This is a genomic window from Arthrobacter flavus (assembly GCF_039526005.1).
GTDB lineage: Bacteria > Actinomycetota > Actinomycetes > Actinomycetales > Micrococcaceae > Arthrobacter_D > Arthrobacter_D flavus.
The window spans coordinates 179533-197633 of sequence record NZ_BAAAIJ010000032.1 but is presented as its reverse complement, the minus strand read 5'-3'; the positions used below and the strand labels follow the sequence as shown (position 1 = coordinate 197633).

General features: G+C 66.2%; 14 protein-coding genes. 9 read left to right on the top strand and 5 right to left on the bottom strand.

What is annotated here, in order from left to right:
• Positions 1–187: 187 nt before the first annotated feature.
• The 3 genes from ABD059_RS08490 (at position 188) to ABD059_RS08480 (ending at position 4250) form a co-directional block, all read left to right on the top strand.
• On the top strand, positions 188–1807 hold the full coding sequence (locus ABD059_RS08490; protein WP_343878989.1) for an acyl-CoA carboxylase subunit beta: 1620 nt from the start codon (positions 188–190) through the stop codon (positions 1805–1807).
• Positions 1804–2052 (top strand): acyl-CoA carboxylase subunit epsilon, encoded by a 249-nt coding sequence (locus ABD059_RS08485; protein WP_343878987.1) that lies wholly within the window; start codon positions 1804–1806, stop codon positions 2050–2052. Before ABD059_RS08490 ends, ABD059_RS08485 begins: the two co-directional genes overlap by 4 nt.
• A gap of 107 nt (positions 2053–2159) precedes the next feature.
• On the top strand, positions 2160–4250 hold the full coding sequence (locus tag ABD059_RS08480) for an acyltransferase family protein (RefSeq protein ID WP_343878985.1): 2091 nt from the start codon (positions 2160–2162) through the stop codon (positions 4248–4250).
• Between the two features lie 17 nt (positions 4251–4267).
• Here ABD059_RS08480 and ABD059_RS08475 read toward each other — a convergent pair whose 3' ends face one another.
• On the bottom strand, positions 4268–5527 hold the full coding sequence (locus tag ABD059_RS08475) for a serpin family protein (RefSeq protein ID WP_343878983.1): 1260 nt from the start codon (positions 5525–5527) through the stop codon (positions 4268–4270).
• Positions 5528–5681: 154 nt separating this feature from the next.
• On the opposite strand from ABD059_RS08475, the gene ABD059_RS08470 reads away from it, so the two are divergent.
• From ABD059_RS08470 to ABD059_RS08460, 3 genes are all read left to right on the top strand, one after another.
• Positions 5682–7400, top strand: a complete 1719-nt coding sequence (locus tag ABD059_RS08470) for a DUF885 domain-containing protein (RefSeq protein WP_343878980.1) — start codon at positions 5682–5684, stop codon at positions 7398–7400.
• 52 nt (positions 7401–7452) lie between these two features.
• A complete protein-coding gene (locus tag ABD059_RS08465; protein WP_343878978.1) occupies positions 7453–8079 on the top strand; it encodes a Maf family protein in 627 nt (208 codons plus the stop codon).
• Between the two features lie 136 nt (positions 8080–8215).
• Complete coding sequence (locus ABD059_RS08460) at positions 8216–10012, top strand: acetyl/propionyl/methylcrotonyl-CoA carboxylase subunit alpha (protein ID WP_343878976.1); 1797 nt, start codon at positions 8216–8218, stop codon at positions 10010–10012.
• Between the two features lie 15 nt (positions 10013–10027).
• On the opposite strand, the gene ABD059_RS08455 is transcribed toward ABD059_RS08460, so the two are convergent.
• The 4 genes from ABD059_RS08455 to ABD059_RS08440 form a co-directional block, all read right to left on the bottom strand.
• A complete protein-coding gene (locus ABD059_RS08455; RefSeq protein ID WP_343878974.1) occupies positions 10028–10612 on the bottom strand; it encodes a hypothetical protein in 585 nt (194 codons plus the stop codon).
• Positions 10609–11859 (bottom strand): serine/threonine-protein kinase, encoded by a 1251-nt coding sequence (locus ABD059_RS08450; protein ID WP_343878972.1) that lies wholly within the window; start codon positions 11857–11859, stop codon positions 10609–10611. The genes ABD059_RS08455 and ABD059_RS08450 overlap by 4 nt, the downstream gene beginning before the upstream one ends.
• A gap of 127 nt (positions 11860–11986) precedes the next feature.
• Positions 11987–13399: an MFS transporter gene (locus tag ABD059_RS08445; RefSeq protein ID WP_343878970.1), complete on the bottom strand. Its 1413-nt coding sequence runs from the start codon at positions 13397–13399 to the stop codon at positions 11987–11989.
• 178 nt (positions 13400–13577) lie between these two features.
• Positions 13578–14978, bottom strand: coding sequence for an NAD(P)H-quinone dehydrogenase (locus ABD059_RS08440; protein WP_343878968.1), 1401 nt, complete (start codon positions 14976–14978; stop codon positions 13578–13580).
• 127 nt (positions 14979–15105) lie between these two features.
• On the opposite strand from ABD059_RS08440, the gene ABD059_RS08435 reads away from it, so the two are divergent.
• From ABD059_RS08435 to ABD059_RS08425, 3 genes are all read left to right on the top strand, one after another.
• Positions 15106–15909 carry a purine-nucleoside phosphorylase gene (locus tag ABD059_RS08435; RefSeq protein ID WP_343879208.1) on the top strand — a complete coding sequence of 268 codons (804 nt, stop codon included), beginning with the start codon at positions 15106–15108 and terminating at the stop codon, positions 15907–15909.
• A gap of 26 nt (positions 15910–15935) precedes the next feature.
• A complete protein-coding gene (locus ABD059_RS08430) occupies positions 15936–17672 on the top strand; it encodes a phospho-sugar mutase (RefSeq protein ID WP_343878966.1) in 1737 nt (578 codons plus the stop codon).
• A 148-nt stretch (positions 17673–17820) separates the two neighbouring features.
• Positions 17821–18096, top strand: coding sequence for a hypothetical protein (locus ABD059_RS08425; RefSeq protein WP_343878964.1), 276 nt, complete (start codon positions 17821–17823; stop codon positions 18094–18096).
• The last annotated feature ends 5 nt before the right edge of the window (positions 18097–18101 follow it).

Here is an 18101-nt window from a genome sequence, read left to right as displayed (position 1 = left end):
GTGCCCGGAACCTAATTGTTACTAGCGGGTAACATGCGCGGCTGGGCTAATTCTATGCAGTGGAAATTGTAGGAGTCCTACAGCGGTGGTGACCGTTTCCCTCACTAGACTGGGGGAAACGCCGGGCGCTTTGTGGGGAACCTACTTAACCCGGCGGTGGCCCGTTCATCGCCAACCCGGAGACTCAATGCAGCCTGGCTCAGTACCTGCGGTCGCGCAGGATCAGACTATCGACCTCACCACCACCGCAGGGAAGCTTGCTGATTTCCGCCGCCGCGAGGGCCTCGCCCAGCAGCCGTCCGGTCCGGAGTCGGTGGCTAAACAGCATGCCCGCGGCAAGAATACGGCCCGCGAGCGCATCGACCTGCTGGTCGACCCCGGGTCGTTCGTCGAGTTTGATGCGTTGGCGGTCCACCGCTCGACAGCGTTCGGCATGGAAGCGAAAAAACCCTTGGGCGACGGCGTCGTATCCGGCTACGCAACAGTCGATGGCCGCCAGATCGCCGTCTACAGCCAGGACTTCTCCGTCTACGGCGGATCGCTGAGCCAGGTCAATGGCGAGAAGATCGTCAAGGTGCAGGAATTCGCGCTCCGGAACGGCTGTCCGGTGGTCGGGATCAACGACGGCGGGGGTGCGCGGATCCAGGAGGGTGTTTCCTCGCTGGCCATGTTCGCCGACATCTTCAGGAATAACGTGCACGCCTCCGGGGTCATCCCCCAGATTTCTCTCATTATGGGACCCTGCGCCGGTGGTGCAGCCTACTCTCCCGCCCTCACCGACTACGTGGTCATGGTGGACAAGACCTCCCACATGTTCATTACCGGCCCGGACGTGATCAAGACCGTCACCGGCGAGGACGTGGACATGGAGACCCTCGGCGGCGCCCGGCAGCACAACTCCACCACCGGAACCTCCGCGTACCTCGCCGCCGATGAACGCGACGCCATCGACTTCGTCCGTGAACTGCTCGACTTCCTGCCCTCCAACAATCTGGCTGAGGCACCGGTGACCGAATTCGTCGAACAGCTGGAGCTCACCGTCGAGGATGGAGCACTCGATACCCTGATCCCGGATTCGGCGAACCAGCCCTATGACATGCGGACGGTGATCTCGACGATTGTCGACGACGGCCACTTCCTCGAGATGCAGTCCCTCTACGCGCCCAATGTGATGATCGGCTACGCCCGGGTGGAGGGCCACACGATCGGCATTGTCGCCAACCAGCCGCTGCAGTTCGCCGGCACCCTGGACATTGCTGCGTCGGAGAAGGCCGCCCGTTTTGTGCGGAACTGCGATGCCTTCAACATCCCGATCCTCACCCTCGTGGACGTCCCGGGCTTCCTCCCGGGCAAGGACCAGGAGTTCAACGGGATCATCCGCCGGGGTGCGAAACTGCTCTACGCCTACGCGGAGGCAACCGTCCCCAAGCTCACCGTCATCACCCGGAAGGCCTACGGCGGCGCCTACATCGTGATGGGTTCCAAGAAGCTGGGTGCTGACCTCAACCTGGCCTGGCCGACGGCGCAGATCGGCGTCATGGGGGCCCAGGGTGCCGTCAATATCCTGTACCGCGCTCATCTGAAGGCAGTGGCCGACGCCGGCGGCGATGTGGAGGCCGCCCGCGCCGAAGTCATCACCCAGTACGAGGAAGAGCTCCTGAACCCGTATCAGGCGGCACAGCTGGGATACGTTGACGCGGTGATTGCACCGTCGGACACCCGGCAGCAGATTGTCCGCGGGCTGCGGGCCTTGCGCGACAAACGGGCCTCCAACCCCGCCAAAAAGCACGGGAACATCCCGCTGTGACACTCACCCCCGACCAGACCCGCCGGGATGACGACACCGGCGCTCCCACCGAGCCGGCGCTGGAAGTGATCCGTGGCACGCCCACGGCCGAGGAGCTGGCGGCGCTGACCGCCGTCGTCGTCGCCCTCTCCGAGAATTCGACGGAGCCCGACGCCGCGAGCCCGCACCGCTCCTGGGCCCGCCGGGACCATCTGCGGCTGGCGCCCCGGCCCGGCCCCGGCTCGTGGCGGCGCAGCGTCCGCTAACCCCACCGACACCCCCGGCCGCTCCCCTGGCCGACTCACCCGGCCGCTCACCCGGCCGACAGAGATTAGACTTGATCGGTAAGTCTGTCGGCTGAGAGGAAACGACCATGACCGGCAGGCATCATTCCACGGTGCCGGAGCAGCGCATCGACACGCGCTCCGGAACGCCAGCCTCACCTCAACGACCGGGTTATCGGCATGAGGTGCAGGGACTGCGGGCACTCGCCGTGCTCATGGTGGTGGTCTATCACGTCTGGCTGGGGCGGGTCTCCGGCGGCGTCGACGTCTTCCTGCTCATCTCAGCCTTCCTCCTCACTCTCTCGTTCACCCGCAAGCTCGAGACAGGCACCCCGCTCGATCTGCTGCGTTACTGGGTGAACCTTTTCCGACGGCTCGTGCCGATGGCCGCGCTGACTATCGTTGTCACACTCGGCGCCGTGCTGATCTTCGTCCCGCGGGGCCGGTGGACTGACATCCTCGACCAGGCCTGGGCGTCGCTCCTCTACTTCCAAAACTGGCTGCTCGCAGTGAACTCCGTCGATTATTACGCAACCGATCACAGCACCGCGAGCCCCTTCCAGCACTTCTGGTCGCTGTCCATCCAGGGTCAGGTCTTCATCCTGTGGCCTCTCCTTTTCGCGGTCGCCGCGGTGCTCTCCACCCGGTTCCGGGTCAGCCCGCGGCGCATCCTGGTGGGACTCTTTGGGCTGGTGTTCACCGGGTCGCTCGCCTTTTCCGTGTGGCAGACCGCAACGAACCAGGCCTTTGCCTACTTCGACACCCGCACCCGGTTGTGGGAATTCGCTCTTGGGTCCCTGATTGCACTGGCGCTGCCCTACGTCCGGCTGCCGCTGCTGAGCCGGGTGGTCCTCGGCTGGGCGGGAATCGTGGCGATGCTCGCCGTCGGATTCGTCCTCCAGGTGGAACAGCAGTTCCCCGGCTATATCGCCCTCTGGCCCACGCTCGCGGCGGCCGCGGTGATTGTGGCCGGTTCAACGGATCACCGGTTCGGGGTGGACCGATTCCTCGGGTGGAACCCCCTGGTGAAGCTGGGCGACGCGTCCTACGCCCTGTACCTGATCCACTGGCCGCTGCTGGTGATCTTCCTGATTCATCAGGGTCGTGAGTCCGCGGGCTTGTTCTCCGGCCTGGCCATCATCGCCGTGTCAGTGCTATGGGCCGTGGTCACCACCCGCTTCGTTGACCGGCCGATCCGGCAGCTGAAGTGGGCCGCGCGCAAGCGCCGGCGGTCCGCCGTCGTCATCGCCGTCTGCGCCCTCTTCGTCGGGCTGCCGCTCGGAGTCTGGCAGCTGCAGATCCACACTGCGGCGTCTGCCGCGGCCGATAACGCCAACAATCCCGGCGCCGCGTCGCTGCGCGAAGGATTCGTTCCCTTCGGTGACGCCGATGCCCCTCTGATGCCGATGATGACCGCGCTGAACAGCGAATGGGTCACCCTCGACGAGGCCTGCGCCGGCGAGTTCGATGCCTCGTCGTACGGGGTGCTGCAGAGCGGCTGCAACCAGACGACGGTGGAGAACCCGGCGAAGTTGGCCGTGGTGGTGGGCGCCTCCCATCCGCAACAGTGGGTGGCGGCGATCGAACCGGTGGCGAAACGCAACAACTGGGACCTCGTCGTGCTCCGCAAGGGCCAGTGTCCGTTCGGCGCACCCGTTGGGCAGGAGCCCGTCGAGAATTGCGACCAGTGGAACGCCGACGTCCTGGCCTACCTGGCTGAGCAGGATCCGGACCTGGTGTTCACCGTGTCCTCCTCGTCCCACCACACCCGCGAAGATGATCGTCTGATCCCCGGCTATGAGGAGGCAGCACAGCAGATCATGGCCGACGGCGCAGAACTGATCGCGATCCGTGACAACCCGCGGTTCCCGGTCAATATGCCGGAATGTGTCGAAGGTTCGGGCCAGGAGGATCCCTCCTGCACTTTCGAGGTTTCCACCAAATTGGCGCCGGTGAACCCCGTCGCTGAGCTGGCGGCACGGTACCCGTCGCTGCATTCGATCGACATGACCGACCTGATCTGCCCCGACGGAACCTGTCCGCCGGTCATCGGCAATGTCCTCGTCTACATGGATGACAATCACCTGAGTGAAACGTACATCGAGACCATGGTCCCCGAGTTCGAGCGGAGGCTATTCTTTTCACTCGGCGCCTCCGGTTCACCAGGCACCGCCCCGTAACGCGGGCGCGGGCAGGATCAGCGCGGATCCATCACCGTCCCCAGGAACAGAGGCATACCCGTCTCCCCGTGGATGATCTGGTACTGGAACGGCCGGTCGAGGACGAGTTCGATGTCGGGCATCGCCAACCCCGATTCGGCCATGTCAATCTGGGTGACCGCCGCAGCGATGGTGCCTTTCTCAGCGACGGTGATGTTGGCTTCCTGCGCCGCGCCCGAGACGAAAAGTCCCGGGCTGATCGGCCCGAAGTCGGGGGCGGTGCCCAGGGTTTCAGTAAGCCCCATCCCACGGAGCAGTACCAGCAGATCCTGGCGGTAGGTGTGATCCCATTTCGGGAGGACCAGCGCAACCTCGGCCTGCGCACCGCTCTCCATCCCCACCCGGACATCGGCCAGCTGGTTGGCGTTCAGCACTGGAGACTCCCCCTCATCGGGCAGGACCAGCCGCAGGTAGAACCCGTCGTTGTAGGGCAAGTCCAAGGCCGTCCACCCGTCACCGGATGCATAGTTGGCGAGGGCCACCTGACGCATCATGTCGGTCTCGATCACCCCACCATCGGCGAGGGTGAAGGACCCCGACGCCGTGTCCGCCGGGTCGAAGGGCGTCTGCCACGCCGCCGCCAGATACACGGTGTTGAGCAGGCTGAGCCTGGTGTCGGGATCGTAGTCGACCGGCGCCTCCTCGATCCGGCCGCCGGTGTTCTCGTTGATCCAGGAGTTGATCGCCTCGGCGGTGGACCTGTCCGAATAGTCCACCTGGTAGACACCCGACCCGTACTGCACCGCCAACGTCTGCAGGAACTCTGCACCAACCGGTTGGCCCTCATCGATGAATATCCCGTTGGCGAGATGCAGGAGCGGCGCTGAGGGCGGATTATCCTCGTCGACCGACCCTGGATCGCCGTCGTACTGTTCCCATAACCCGAGCAGCGCATTCATTGCCTCGTCCCGGTGTGCGGCCGGGAAGCCGAGCACCTCGTCCATCTCGGCGGCCGTCGTCGTCGCGGCGCCCGCGCGCAGCATTGACAGCGCGTAGAGGGCGCTGACGGGGCTGGTGACACTGTTGTCGTTGGGGTTCGCGGCGAGCATGGCGGCTCCCAACCGGAACGACGCATTACGCAGGCTAGCGGCCGCTTCCGGGTGCTCATCCACCTGCACGACGGCGCGGGTGACGTTGTCGGCAACGACCAGTTCGGGGCTGGACGAACCGCAGGCGCCCAGGGTCAGCGCGGCGACCGCAATGCACGCGGTAGCTACGATCCTGCGGGGTCCGGCCATGGTGTCCGCCTTCTCGGGTCACGTACGGGTGGCTCTCTCCACGGTAGTTCCCCCACCGATTCCCGACCCCGTGGGTCAGAACACAATCCGGTTACAGTCCTATTAAATTGCTCCAAGCAACCACCTACGCCGGTAAACCGGTTAGGCTCGTGCTGTGAATAATGAGACTCCCGCCACAGCCAGTCACCCGTCCGCGCAGCTTCCCACCCGGGCGAAGACCGCCATCGACGCCGTCGCTGACGCCTACACCGAGACCCTGCTGCAGCTTGATCCGGGCTTCGCTACCGAGCTTGGCTTCCCCGGCCACGAAACCGAGTACCGCGATTACTCCCCTGCCGGCCTGGAGGCCTTGGCCGAGGCCACCACGGAGACGCTTAGCCGGCTGACCGATCTGGAACCGGCCGACGACGTCGACCGGGTCACCCTGGATGCCATGCGGGAGCGCCTCGGGCTGGAACTTGAAATCCACGGCACCGGAATGAACCTGGCCGACCTGAACAACCTCGCCTCGCCGGCCCAGGAAATCAGGATGATCTTCGACCTGATGCCCACGGACACCGCCGACCAGTGGGCCCACATCGCCGGCCGACTGCACAACATCCCCGATGCCCTGGCCGGGTACATCGTCTCGCTGCGGGCCGGCAAGGATCGCGGCCTCGTCGCGGCAGAACGCCAGATCAGGATCGTGATCGACCAGACCACCAAGTACGCCGAGGATGGCGGCTTCTTTGACCACTTCGTCTCGAACGCGTCCGTTGACGGCGGCGACCTGCCGGCGCAGTTGCGTCAGGACCTGGTGGCGGGGTCGGCGGCGGCTCGAGCCGCGTACCTGCGGCTGGGCGCTTTCCTGCGGGAGGAACTGCTGCCGGTCGCCCCATCGAAGGATGCGGTGGGGCGGGAGCACTATGCCCTGATGTCGCGCCGGTTCCTGGGCGCCGTCGTCGACCTCGAGGAGACGTACCAGTGGGGGGTCGAGGAGCTGGACCGGGTGATCGCCGAGCAGGAAGCGGTCGCCCACGAAATCAAGCCGGGGGCGTCCATCGAAGAGGCGATGAAGCTCCTCGACGAGTCCCCCGAACTGCAGTTGCAGGGTGCTGATGCCCTGCAGTCGTGGATGCAGCAGCTCTCGGACAAGGCGGTCGCCGAGCTCGCGGGGGTCCACTTCGACATTCCCGCCATCATGCGCACCCTTGAGTGCAAGATCGCTCCCACCCATGAGGGGGTCATCTACTACACGGGACCCAGCGACGACTTCGTCCGACCTGGCCGCATGTGGTGGTCGGTCCCCGAGGGTGAGGACTCCTTCACCACCTGGAAGGAAACCACCACCGTCTACCACGAGGGCGTTCCGGGCCACCACCTGCAGATCGCCACGGCGACCATGCAGCGCGGCATCCTCAACAACTGGCGACGCAATGCCGTGTGGGTCTCCGGGCATGGGGAGGGCTGGGCGCTGTACGCCGAGCGGCTGATGCAGGAGCTGGGGTACCTCAACCATCCCGGCGAACGGCTGGGCATGCTCGATGCCCAGCGGATGCGGGCCGCACGCGTGGTGTTCGACATCGGTGTCCACCTGGAACTTGAGGTTCCCGAGCGCTGGGGCACCGGCACCTGGACCCCGGACAAGGGGTACGAGTTCCTCAAACGAAACATCGCCATCAGCGAGGGTTCCCTGGACTTCGAGTTCAACCGGTACCTGGGCTGGCCCGGGCAGGCTCCGTCCTACAAGATCGGGCAGCGGCTGTGGGAGCAGATCCGCGACGAGGTCAAGGACCGCGAGGGCGCAGCGTTTGACCTGCGCAGCTTCCACACCCGTTCCCTGAACCTGGGCTCGGTCGGGTTGGATACGCTGCGCCGGGCTTTGGTCGGCTAGGCGGTGCCCGAGCGCGGTTGGGGACCGCGCGTGGAAGTGTCTAGGCTGAACTATGACCTCCCACCTGATTCTCGCGTCAGCGTCCCCCGCCCGCACCAAAGTCCTGTCCGACGCCGGCATCAGCCACTCGGTGCTGGTCTCCGCTGTGGACGAGGACGCCGTCGCCGCGCAATACGGTCCACTTGATGCGTTCGACACCTCACTGCTCCTGGCCCGGGCCAAGGCCGAGGCCGTCGCGTCGGTCGACGGTTCCGAGGGTGCGCTGGTGCTTGGCTGCGACTCGATCTTCGAGTTCGACGGCGAAGCGCACGGCAAGCCGTGGGAACCAGAGATTGCCCGCACCCGCATCCGGCGGATGAGCGGATCCTTCGGTGTCCTGCACACCGGGCACTGGCTCGTGGACACCCGTGACGCGTCCGACGGTGGATCGGGTGCCACCGTGGGCGCCGTCGCCTCTGCCTCGGTGCATTTTGCGCAACTGACCGACGACGAAATCGACGCCTACGTGGCTACCGGTGAACCCCTGCAGGTGGCCGGGTCCTTCACGATCGACGGGCTGGGCGGAGCGTTCATCACCCGGGTCGACGGCGATCCGCACGCGGTGATCGGGCTCAGCGTGTCAACCCTGCGGGGGCTGCTGGCGTCGGCGAACCTGACCGTGATGGACTTCTGGGTTTAACCGGGCAACCCCGGGGACCCTTTGTAGCATCCCTACAAAGAAACCACCCGCCACACGCGCTATCCGCATGGATTATGGGCAGAGACGACAATTTGGCGCTAGGCTCCGAACAGATACGAAGGAGCCAGACCACACCATGAGCGAGTCCTTTTCCGCTGCAGCAAGCCCCGTTTCCAAGGTCCTGATCGCCAACCGCGGCGAGATTGCCGTGCGCATCATCCGCGCAGCCCGTGATGAGGGCCTGACCTCGGTTGCCGTTTATGCTGACCCCGACCGGGATGCACTGCACGTCCGCCTAGCCGATGAAGCGTATGGCCTGGGCGGCAGCACCGCCGCCGAGTCCTATCTGGTGATGGACCGGATCCTCGAAGCCGCCCACCGCAGCGGTGCCGATGCCATCCACCCCGGCTACGGTTTCCTGTCCGAGAACGCAGACTTCGCCCACAAAGTGATCGACGCTGGTCTCACCTGGATTGGGCCCTCTCCCTATTCCATTTCCCAGCTCGGCGACAAGGTCAAGGCCCGGCACATCGCCGAGAAGGTCGGGGCACCCCTGGTACCGGGCACCAAGGACCCCGTTGAGTCTGTCCGTGAGGTCCAGGATTTCGCCAGCGAGTTTGGTCTGCCTCTCGCCATCAAGGCCGCGTTCGGCGGCGGCGGCCGCGGCATCAAGGTGGTCCGTGACGCTGCGGATATTCCCGAGGCCTACGATTCAGCGGTCCGCGAAGCCACCGCAGCCTTCGGCCGGGGCGAATGCTTTGTCGAACGGTTCCTCGATGCACCCCGGCATGTCGAAACCCAGTGCCTCGCCGACGCCCACGGGAACGTCGTCGTCGTCTCCACCCGCGACTGCTCGCTGCAGCGCCGCAACCAGAAGCTGGTCGAAGAAGCACCCGCGCCGTTCCTGAGCGCAGACCAGAACCGCCGGCTCTACGAGGCGTCCAAAGCGATTCTGCGCGAAGCCGGCTACCAGGGTGCGGGGACGTGCGAGTTCCTGGTGGGCCAGGACGGCACCATCTCGTTTCTTGAGGTCAACACCCGGCTGCAGGTGGAGCACCCCGTCTCCGAGGAAGTCACCGGTATCGACCTGGTCCGGGAACAGTTCCGTCTCGCCCGCGGCGAAGCCCTCGGCTACGGCGATCCCGAGGTCCGCGGCCATTCCTTCGAGTTCCGCATCAACGGCGAGGACGCGGGCAGGAACTTCATGCCCGCCCCCGGGACGGTCCAGTCCTTCACCCTGCCCACCGGGCCCGGCATCCGGGTGGATTCGGGCGTCGAGGCCGGTGAGGTGATCGGCGGCAACTTCGATTCCATGCTGGCGAAACTCATTGTCACCGGTGCCACCCGCACGCAGGCCCTGCAGCGTGCACGGCGCGCCCTGTCCGAAATGCGGGTCACCGGCATGCCGACGGTGCTCCCGTTCCACGCCGCCGTCGTCGCCGACCCCGCCTTCGCCCCCGCTGAGGGGCCGTTCACGGTTCACACCCGCTGGATCGAAACCGAGTTCATTAACACCATCGCGCCCTGGTCCGCTGGGGAATCAGCCGATGCAGGACCCGAGGACGACGCCCCCCGCCAGCGGATCACCGTCGAGGTGGCTGGTAAACGCCTGGAGGTCGTCCTGCCCGCAGGGCTGGGCGGGACCGGCCGGCAGTCCCCCGCAGGAAAGCCCAAGAAGGCGCTGCGTGCCCGCGGCGGGTCGGCGTCGGCGGCCGACGGCGACGACCTCACCTCACCCATGCAGGGCACCATCGTGAAGGTAGCTGTGTCCGACGGGGACCTCGTCGCCGAGGGTGACCTGATTGTGGTGCTCGAGGCCATGAAGATGGAACAACCCTTGACCGCCCACCGGTCCGGCACCCTCTCCGGGCTGAGGGCCTCCCCCGGCGACACGGTGGCCGCCGGAGCGGTCATCGCGGCGATCTCCGACTAGCCGCAGCACGCCTCGCTAGGCGTCGCCCTCGGCGTCTTCGCGCTGTTCCTGCTCGCGTTCGGCCTCCTCCTCCAACTTCTCCTGCTCGCGCTGCTGCTTTTCTAGCTCCTTTTCGGCGTCACGCTGGGCTTTGTCGTCCTCGTTCTCCGCGTTGTCTCCGCCGCCTTCCTCGTCGTCACCCGATGGCGGACTTACCGGCGGGGCGGGCGTTTCAGCAGGGGTTTCCGGGAGAGGTACCGGCGTGTTTGTGGTGGGCTCCGGAACGGGCACTGCAGGTGCTGTGGGGGCTGCGGGATCCGTTTGCCCCACCTCGGCTGCGATCGCGATCAGCAACTCGTCGATGGTCTCCGAGATGTGCGCCGCGCGATCCGAGGTGACGGTACCCTGCCCCTGGGCCACGGCGACCGCCTGACTGAGATCAAGGGCCAGCTGGGTGGCACCGGCCTGGTCTCCGGCGGCGGCGGCCGTCGCAATATCACGAACAGAGGCCTGGAGGACTGCGGCCGTTTCCGGCTCAAGCTCGGGAGCCCCGCAGCCAGCCAGAAGCAGGGCGACGCCGAGGGAAGCGCCTGCTGCCAGCTGATATCGTCGGCGATTCATGGTTGCACCCTTTCGTAGAGTTCCTTGAGCAATTCACCGGTGGTGCCGGGCACCGCTGGTAGCTCTTCGACGGTGTCCTGCCCACCCAGGTTCAGTCCCACCGCCGATGCCACGCCAAGGGCAAGCACGGCGACAGCAGCGAACACGCCGATTAGCCAGTGGCGCCGTCGCGCGGGTCGACGGGTCCCACCAGCGGGTCGTGACGCAGACGAGGCGCCAGGCGGGGCACCAGCAGGGGTTGCGGGCCGGGATACCGATGCCGGCGGGTAGGCGCCCGGGGACGCATCTGCCTGCTGCTGCATTTCGGTCGCTGCAGGAGCGGCCGCCATGACGGTGGTCCGCGCGGGCTGGTGTCCGGGCTCATCGGGCAGGCTGAGCTGGAAGCGGGCTGGGGCCGGTCCACCGGTTGGCAGCACCTCGGTGTGTGGCTCGGGGGTCTGCCACTGCGCGAATTCGGCGGCGACGGCGCCGGCGGTGGGCCGGTCGTCGGGGCGGTCGGCGGTCATCCGGGACAGCAGCGACTGCCATTTCGGTCCCAGGGTGTCGGGGATCTCGGGTGGCCGGTTTAGCCGTGCCACAGCTGTTTCAAGACTGGTCCCCGGAAAGGCGCGCGCACCGGTCAGTGATTCCAGCAGGACCAGTCCGAGGGAGTAGATGTCGGTAGGCGTGCCAATGGCTGCGCCGCGGGCTTGTTCGGGGCTCAGGTAGGCGGCCGTGCCGATGGTCTGTCCGGTGGCCGTCTGCCGCGCGGCATCATAGAAGCGAGCAATGCCAAAGTCGGTGAGCAGGTAGCCGAAGACTCCGCTGTCCGGTTCGGTGGTCCGGGTCAGGATGTTGGAGGGTTTGATATCGCGGTGCAGGATGCCCTGCTGGTGGATGTACGCCAGCGTTCTCGCCACGTCCCACCCTGCCAGCCGCACCGCCTCGGGCGATAGCGGACCGTCCGCAAGCAGCGCACCCAAATCCGGACCCTCGACGAGTTCCATCACCAGATAGGTGGGCCCGGACGAGGTGCCCGAGGAGTCCATGTCGAGCACGCGCACCAGCCCAGGATGGTGGAGACCCGCCAAGAGCCGCGCCTCGTCCGACCCGCGGGACACGCCGTCGGCCGCGCCCGACCGGAACAGCTTCACCGCCACGTCCCTGCCGAGCCGCGTGTCCCGCGCTCGATAAACCTCGGCCATCCCGCCGGTACCGACCACGCTACCGAGGAGGTAGCGTCCGTCAGCCAGTGATTGGGTACTCATGCTGCCTCCGCTGGATTGATTTCCGGTCCGATTCTACGGGGGAGCCTCCTGCCATCCGTCAGGAGGATCCGACGACGACGGCGCGGCACCCGTGGGTACCGCGCCGTCGTGAAGGGGACTGAAAGGGTCAGGCGACGTTGTTGTCGTAATCGTGGTCGCGGGTTTCCCGGCTGAGCCACAACGCAATGAACGTCGCCACTGCTGCCGCGCTCAGATACAGACCGACCAGCAGTGTGCTGCCGTCGGCGAGCTGCCAGAGGGCGATAGCAACGAACGACGCCGGTGCAGCACCGATGACGCTCGACATGTTGTACGCAACGGCGGAGCCGGTGTACCTGACGTTTGCCGGGAACAGCTCCGGCAGGATGGCTGCCATCGGCCCGAAGGTGAGGCCCATCAGGATGAACCCGATGATGAGCAGCGCCATCGCACCGGTGGTACCGGCACCGAACAGGGGAACCCAGGTGAAGCCAAACAACGCGATCCCGATGGTGGTGGCCATCAGCATCTTCCGGCGACCGAACTTCTCGGCAAGTGGGCCGGACACCAGGGTGAAGATACCGAAGAACACCACACCGACGATGAGCATGATCAGGAAGTCTCCCCGCGCAATCCCCAGTCCCGGAACGAAGGCCTCAGCGGCGGCGTCGTCGAACCCGCGACCTGCGGCTTCGGCGGCCGCACGTGCGTCCTCGACCGAAGCCGGGGTGGTGCCGAACGTCAGGGTGAAGGCGGTCATCAGGTAGAACAGCACATAGGTGGCGAACATGATGAACGTGCCCAGCAGCAGGGCCCGCCACTGGTGCTTGAAGACGCTGGCGAGGGGCAGTTTCACGACCTTGCCCTTGTCCTTGACCTGCTGGAAGGAGTGGCTTTCGATGAGCTTGAGGCGGACATACAGTCCAACGATGACCAGGACCGCGCTGAGCAGGAACGGTACCCGCCAGCCCCAGGCCAGGAACTCCTCATTGCTGAGGGTGGCGTTGAGGTAGACGAACAACAGGTTCGCGAGGATGAAACCAATCGGTGCACCCAGCTGTGGGAAGGTGCCGTAGACGGCGCGCTTGTTCTTCGGCGCATTCTCGGTGGCGAGCAGCGCGGCGCCGCTCCATTCTCCGCCGAGGGCGAGGCCCTGGAAGAAACGCAGCAGGACCAGCAGCGCGGGTGCGAGGATGATCCAGCCATCCACCTGTGCGGTCGGCAGCACACCAATCAGGAACGTGGCAATGCCCATGGTGAGGAGGGACGCGACCAGCGTCCCCTTCCGCCCGATCCGGTCGCCGTAGTGACCGAAGATGATCGACCCGAGTGGCCGGGCCACGAAGGCGACGCCGAAGACGGCGAAGGAGCTCAGGATCGCGTTCGCCGGGGTGGCGTCCGGGAAGAAGAGCGCCGGGAAGACCAGCACTGATGCCGTGGCGTAAATGTAGAAGTCATAGAACTCGATGGTGGTGCCGATCAGGCTCGCGAAGATGACGCGGCCCTTGGGATTTTTCGGCTGTGCTACACCGGCGTCCACGACGGACGGGGTTGTTGACATGTCTGCGGCTTTCTCTCACTCGGGCGCGCGCAGGCGCCTCGAACAGGTTGGGCGAATGCATCTATCAGACCAGTAAGGTCCAACAGGTGGATAAATTTGTCCAATATGTGGACAGTGCAAGTGAGAGACAGGCTACAGTACCGCTGACTGCCAGGGCAGGGTGCGGGGACTTTTTGTTCTAGAGCCGGACGTGCAGCCGCCGTGCCGCCTCGGAGATGGAGCCGGTCAGCGACGGGTAGACGGTGAACGTGTTGGCCACATCGTCCACGTGCAACTTCTTGGTCACTGCCAGTGCCAGCGGGAAAATCAGCTCGGAGGCGCGCGGACCGACGACGACGCCGCCAATCACCGTTCCGGACCCCTTGCGGGAGATGATCTTCACAAACCCGTCGGTCACGTTCATCATCTTCGCGCGGGCATTGGTGTGGAGCGAAAGCTTGACGACGTCGCCCTGGTAGCGGCCGGATTCGACGTCGGCCTCGGAGACCCCCACGGTGGCAATCTCGGGGGCCGTGAAAATGTTGGACGCAACCTGCTTGAGCTTCAGCGGGGTGACGCTGTCCCCCATCAGGTGGGCCATCGCGATCCGGCCCTGCATCGCCGCCACCGACGCGAGCGCCAGCACACCCGTGCAGTCCCCCGCCGCGTACACGTTCGGGGCCGAGGTGCGCGAGACTCCGTCGACCTTGATGTGGCCCGACTCGTTGAGCTGGACCCCTGCGTCCTCCAGCCCGATCCCCGCGGTATTGGGGATTGACCCCACGGCGATGAGGCAGTGGCTGCCCTCGACGGTCCGACCGTCGGAGAGCGTGACGACCACCCCGTCGCCTACCCGCTGCACGCCCTGGGCCCGGCATTCCGACAGCACCGTCATGCCGCGGTTGGTGAACACGTTCTCGAGCACCTCGGCGGCGTCGGCGTCCTCGCCGGGGAGCACCCGGTCCCGGCTGGAGATCAGGGTGACCTTCGATCCCAGGCCGTCGTAGGCTGAGGCAAACTCGGCTCCCGTGACCCCCGAGCCAACCACAATGAGATGCTCAGGCACCTCGGTGAGGGTGTAGACCTGGGTCCAGTTGAAGATACGTTCGCCGTCCGGCTGAGCTGTGGGCAGTTCACGGGGATGCGCTCCGACGGACAGGAGGATGGCGTCGGCTTCGACCACTGTGGTCTCACCGCCGGAGGTGACCTCAAGCCGGTGGTTGTCCAGTAGCTTTCCGTCGCCGATGAGGATCTTCACCCCTACCCGCTCGAGTGCTCGGGTGATATCGGCGGACTGTTCGGCCGCAAGTTTCAGGAGCCGCGCGTTGACCTGGCCGAGATCCGCGTACGCCGCCTCGGTGTTCTCGAAGCGCACCCCCAGTTCATGCGCTGAGGCCACCCGGGCCATGATGTCTGCTGTAGCGATGAGTGTCTTGGACGGCACGACGTCGGTCAGTACTGCTGCACCACCGAGCCCGTGTCGTTCGACGATCGTGACGCTGGCACCAAGAGAGGCGGCGACCATCGCCGCCTCGTATCCGCCGGGCCCGCCGCCCAGGATGGCAATTCGAAGGGCACTGAAATCTAGTTGGCTGGTCACAACTGACCATTCTGTCCTATCCCTGCCGCGCTCTCAAACGGTTAAGGCGGTCCGCGCACGCCTCAGGCGGTGGCCGCGGGCGGGGAACTGAGGGTAAGTTTGATCAGTGATCGAGAACCCCACGTCAATGACGCCGACCGACCCTTTCGACCTGGCCCGCGCCGCCGCCGAGTACATCGCCGCGCAGACGGGCGTCGCCAGCCACGATATTGCCCTGGTGCTGGGCTCGGGGTGGGGTGAATCTGCCAACCTGATCGGCGAGACCACCCACACCCTCGAGGCCTCGGACATCCCCGGCTTCTCTGCCCCCGCCGTCGAGGGCCACGTGGGAACCGTACGGTCAGTCCTGACGACGTCGGGCAAGCGCGCCCTGGTGGTCGGTTCCCGGACCCACTATTACGAGGGCAAGGGTGTTCGGGCCGTTGTGCACGGGGTGCGCACCGCCGCCGCTGCCGGAGCGAAGATCATGGTGCTGACCAACGGGTGCGGCGGGTTGCAGGAGAAGTGGACCCCGGGGACGCCCGTTCTGATCAGCGATCACCTCAACCTCACCGCCACCTCCCCCCTTGAAGGCGCCACCTTCGTCGACCTGACCGACTTGTATTCGTCACGGATCCGGACGATCGCCCGCGACGTTGACCCGTCGCTCGACGAGGGCGTCTACGCACAGTTCACCGGACCGCATTATGAGACGCCCGCCGAGGTGCGGTATGCCAGGACGATCGGCGCCGACCTGGTGGGCATGTCGACGGCACTGGAGGCCATCGCCGCCCGGCATGCCGGCATGGAGGTGTTCGGGATTTCCCTGGTCACCAACCTGGCCGCGGGCATCAGCGCCACACCGCTGAGCCATGCCGAAGTGATCGAATCCGGGACGGCCGCCGGACCCCGCATCTCACGCCTGCTGGCTGACATCATCAGCCGGCTCTAGAAGTTGACCGAAGGTAAGAACACGCTATGACGCACGCCGACCACGAATCACTTCTCGCAGCCGCACGCACCTGGGCGGCTGAGGATCCGGATCCGCACACCGCCGCGGAGCTGGAGGCGTTGCTCGCGCAGGCGGCCGACGACGACACCCGTACCGCCGCGACCCAGGACCTGCAGGACCGTTTCAGCGGGCCGCTGCTCTTCGGCACTGCGGGCCTCCGGGCCGCCCTGGGCGCCGGACCGAACCGGATGAACCGGGTGGTGGTTCGCCGCGCCGCCGCTGGTCTGGCCGCCCATGTGACCGGCAGCGCCGAGGGAGCATATGTGCCGCGCGCCGTCGTCGGCTTCGATGCCCGCCACAACTCGCGGATCTTCGCCGAGGAGACAGCCGCCATCTTCACCGCCGCGGGCATCCAGACCTTCCTGATGCCCACCGAACTGCCGACGCCGGTCCTCGCTTATGCGGTCCGCGCCCTCGAGTGTGAGGTGGGGGTGATGGTGACGGCAAGCCATAACCCGCCCCAGGACAACGGGTACAAGGTGTACCTGGGAGGCCGCGCCGTCGATGACGCCGGTCGCGGGGCGCAGATCGTGGCCCCGCAGGACACCGAGATCGCCGCCCGCATCGCAGCGGTTGGCCAGCTCGACGGCATCCCACTGGCGGCCGGGGGCTGGAATGTCCTGCCGGAAAGCATTGCGAAGGACTATGTCACATCGGTGGTTGCATTGGCGGACCGGGAACGTTTCCCGGACCGGGACCTGTCGATCGTGCTCACCCCGCTGCACGGGGTAGGCGGCACCACCGCACAGGACGTGCTGGCCGCCGCCGGTTTCGGGACCGTCCACGTGGTCGCCGAGCAGGCAGACCCGGACCCGGACTTCCCCACCGTTGACTTCCCCAACCCGGAGGAGCCCGGCGCGCTGGATCTGGCCGTCGCTGCCGCGATAGCTCACGACGCCGATCTGGTGCTCGCCAACGACCCGGACGCCGATCGGGTTGCGGTGGCAGCCAAAGATCCGGCGACCGGTGAGTGGCGGATGCTTCGCGGCGATGAGACGGGGGCCCTGCTGGGGCAACACCTTGCCGTGCGCCGCGCGCAAGGCGCCGGCCCGCACCCGGCGGGGACCGTCTTCGCCAACTCGATTGTGTCCTCGCGACTACTCTCCCGCGTCGCCGCAACCGCCGGGATCCCCCACACCGAAACCCTGACCGGATTCAAGTGGATTTCCCGGGTCCCGTCGCTCGCCTACGGCTACGAGGAGGCACTGGGCTACTGCGTGGCACCCGACCTGGTCCGGGACAAGGACGGAATTTCCGCGGCGCTGCTCCTGGCCGAGCTGGCCGCGGCCACCAAGGCCGAGGGGCGCACCCTGTTTGACCTGCTCGATGACCTGGCGCTGCTGCATGGGCTGCACGCCAGCGACCAGCTCTCGGTCCGGGTCGGCAGCCTTGGCCTGTTGGACGCCATGATGAACCGGTTGCGGGAGAACCCCCCGCAGGCCTTCGCGGACTCGGCAGTCGACGTCGTGCAGGACCTCCTCACCGGCCACGCCGGGCTTCCACCGACCGATGGGCTGCTGTACCTGACCCGGGACGACACCCGGGTGATCATCCGGCCCAGCGGCACCGAGCCGAAGCTGAAGTGCTACCTGGAGGTCATCGAACCGGTGGAGTCGGCCGCCGAGCTCGACGAGGCGAAGGTGACCGCCCGCGCCCGGCTGGACGCCGTCCTGCGCGATGTGGAGGAGTCCCTGGGGCTCTGACCTTCGGGAACACCCTCGTGCGACTGGTTGCTCTGCACCGTGGTGAACGGTCACGATCGGGTCCCTGACCGGGTGCCACTGCCGCCCTGAGCGCTGAATCCAGTTATGGTTGAGTCAGTATCGTTTTGCACAATCTCGAGGAGACTCCATGTCACACACCACTACTTCCTCCGAGCGGACCGCTCCGCGCAAGCAGCCCACCCACTCCGGTGAGGGCCACCTGGTCAACAACCTCGTGACGTTCGCCGTCATGATGGTGTTGTTCCTCGGCGCCGTCGGTTCCCTGGCCTTCTTCGATGAAAGCAATGTGTGGGCCTTCGCCGTCTGCCTGACGCTGTTCTTCCTGGCCTTCTGGATCCCCCAGTCGATCCTCGGACGCTCCGATACCGGCCCCGCCCTCGCCAAAGGCGACCGCAAGGCCTAGCAGGC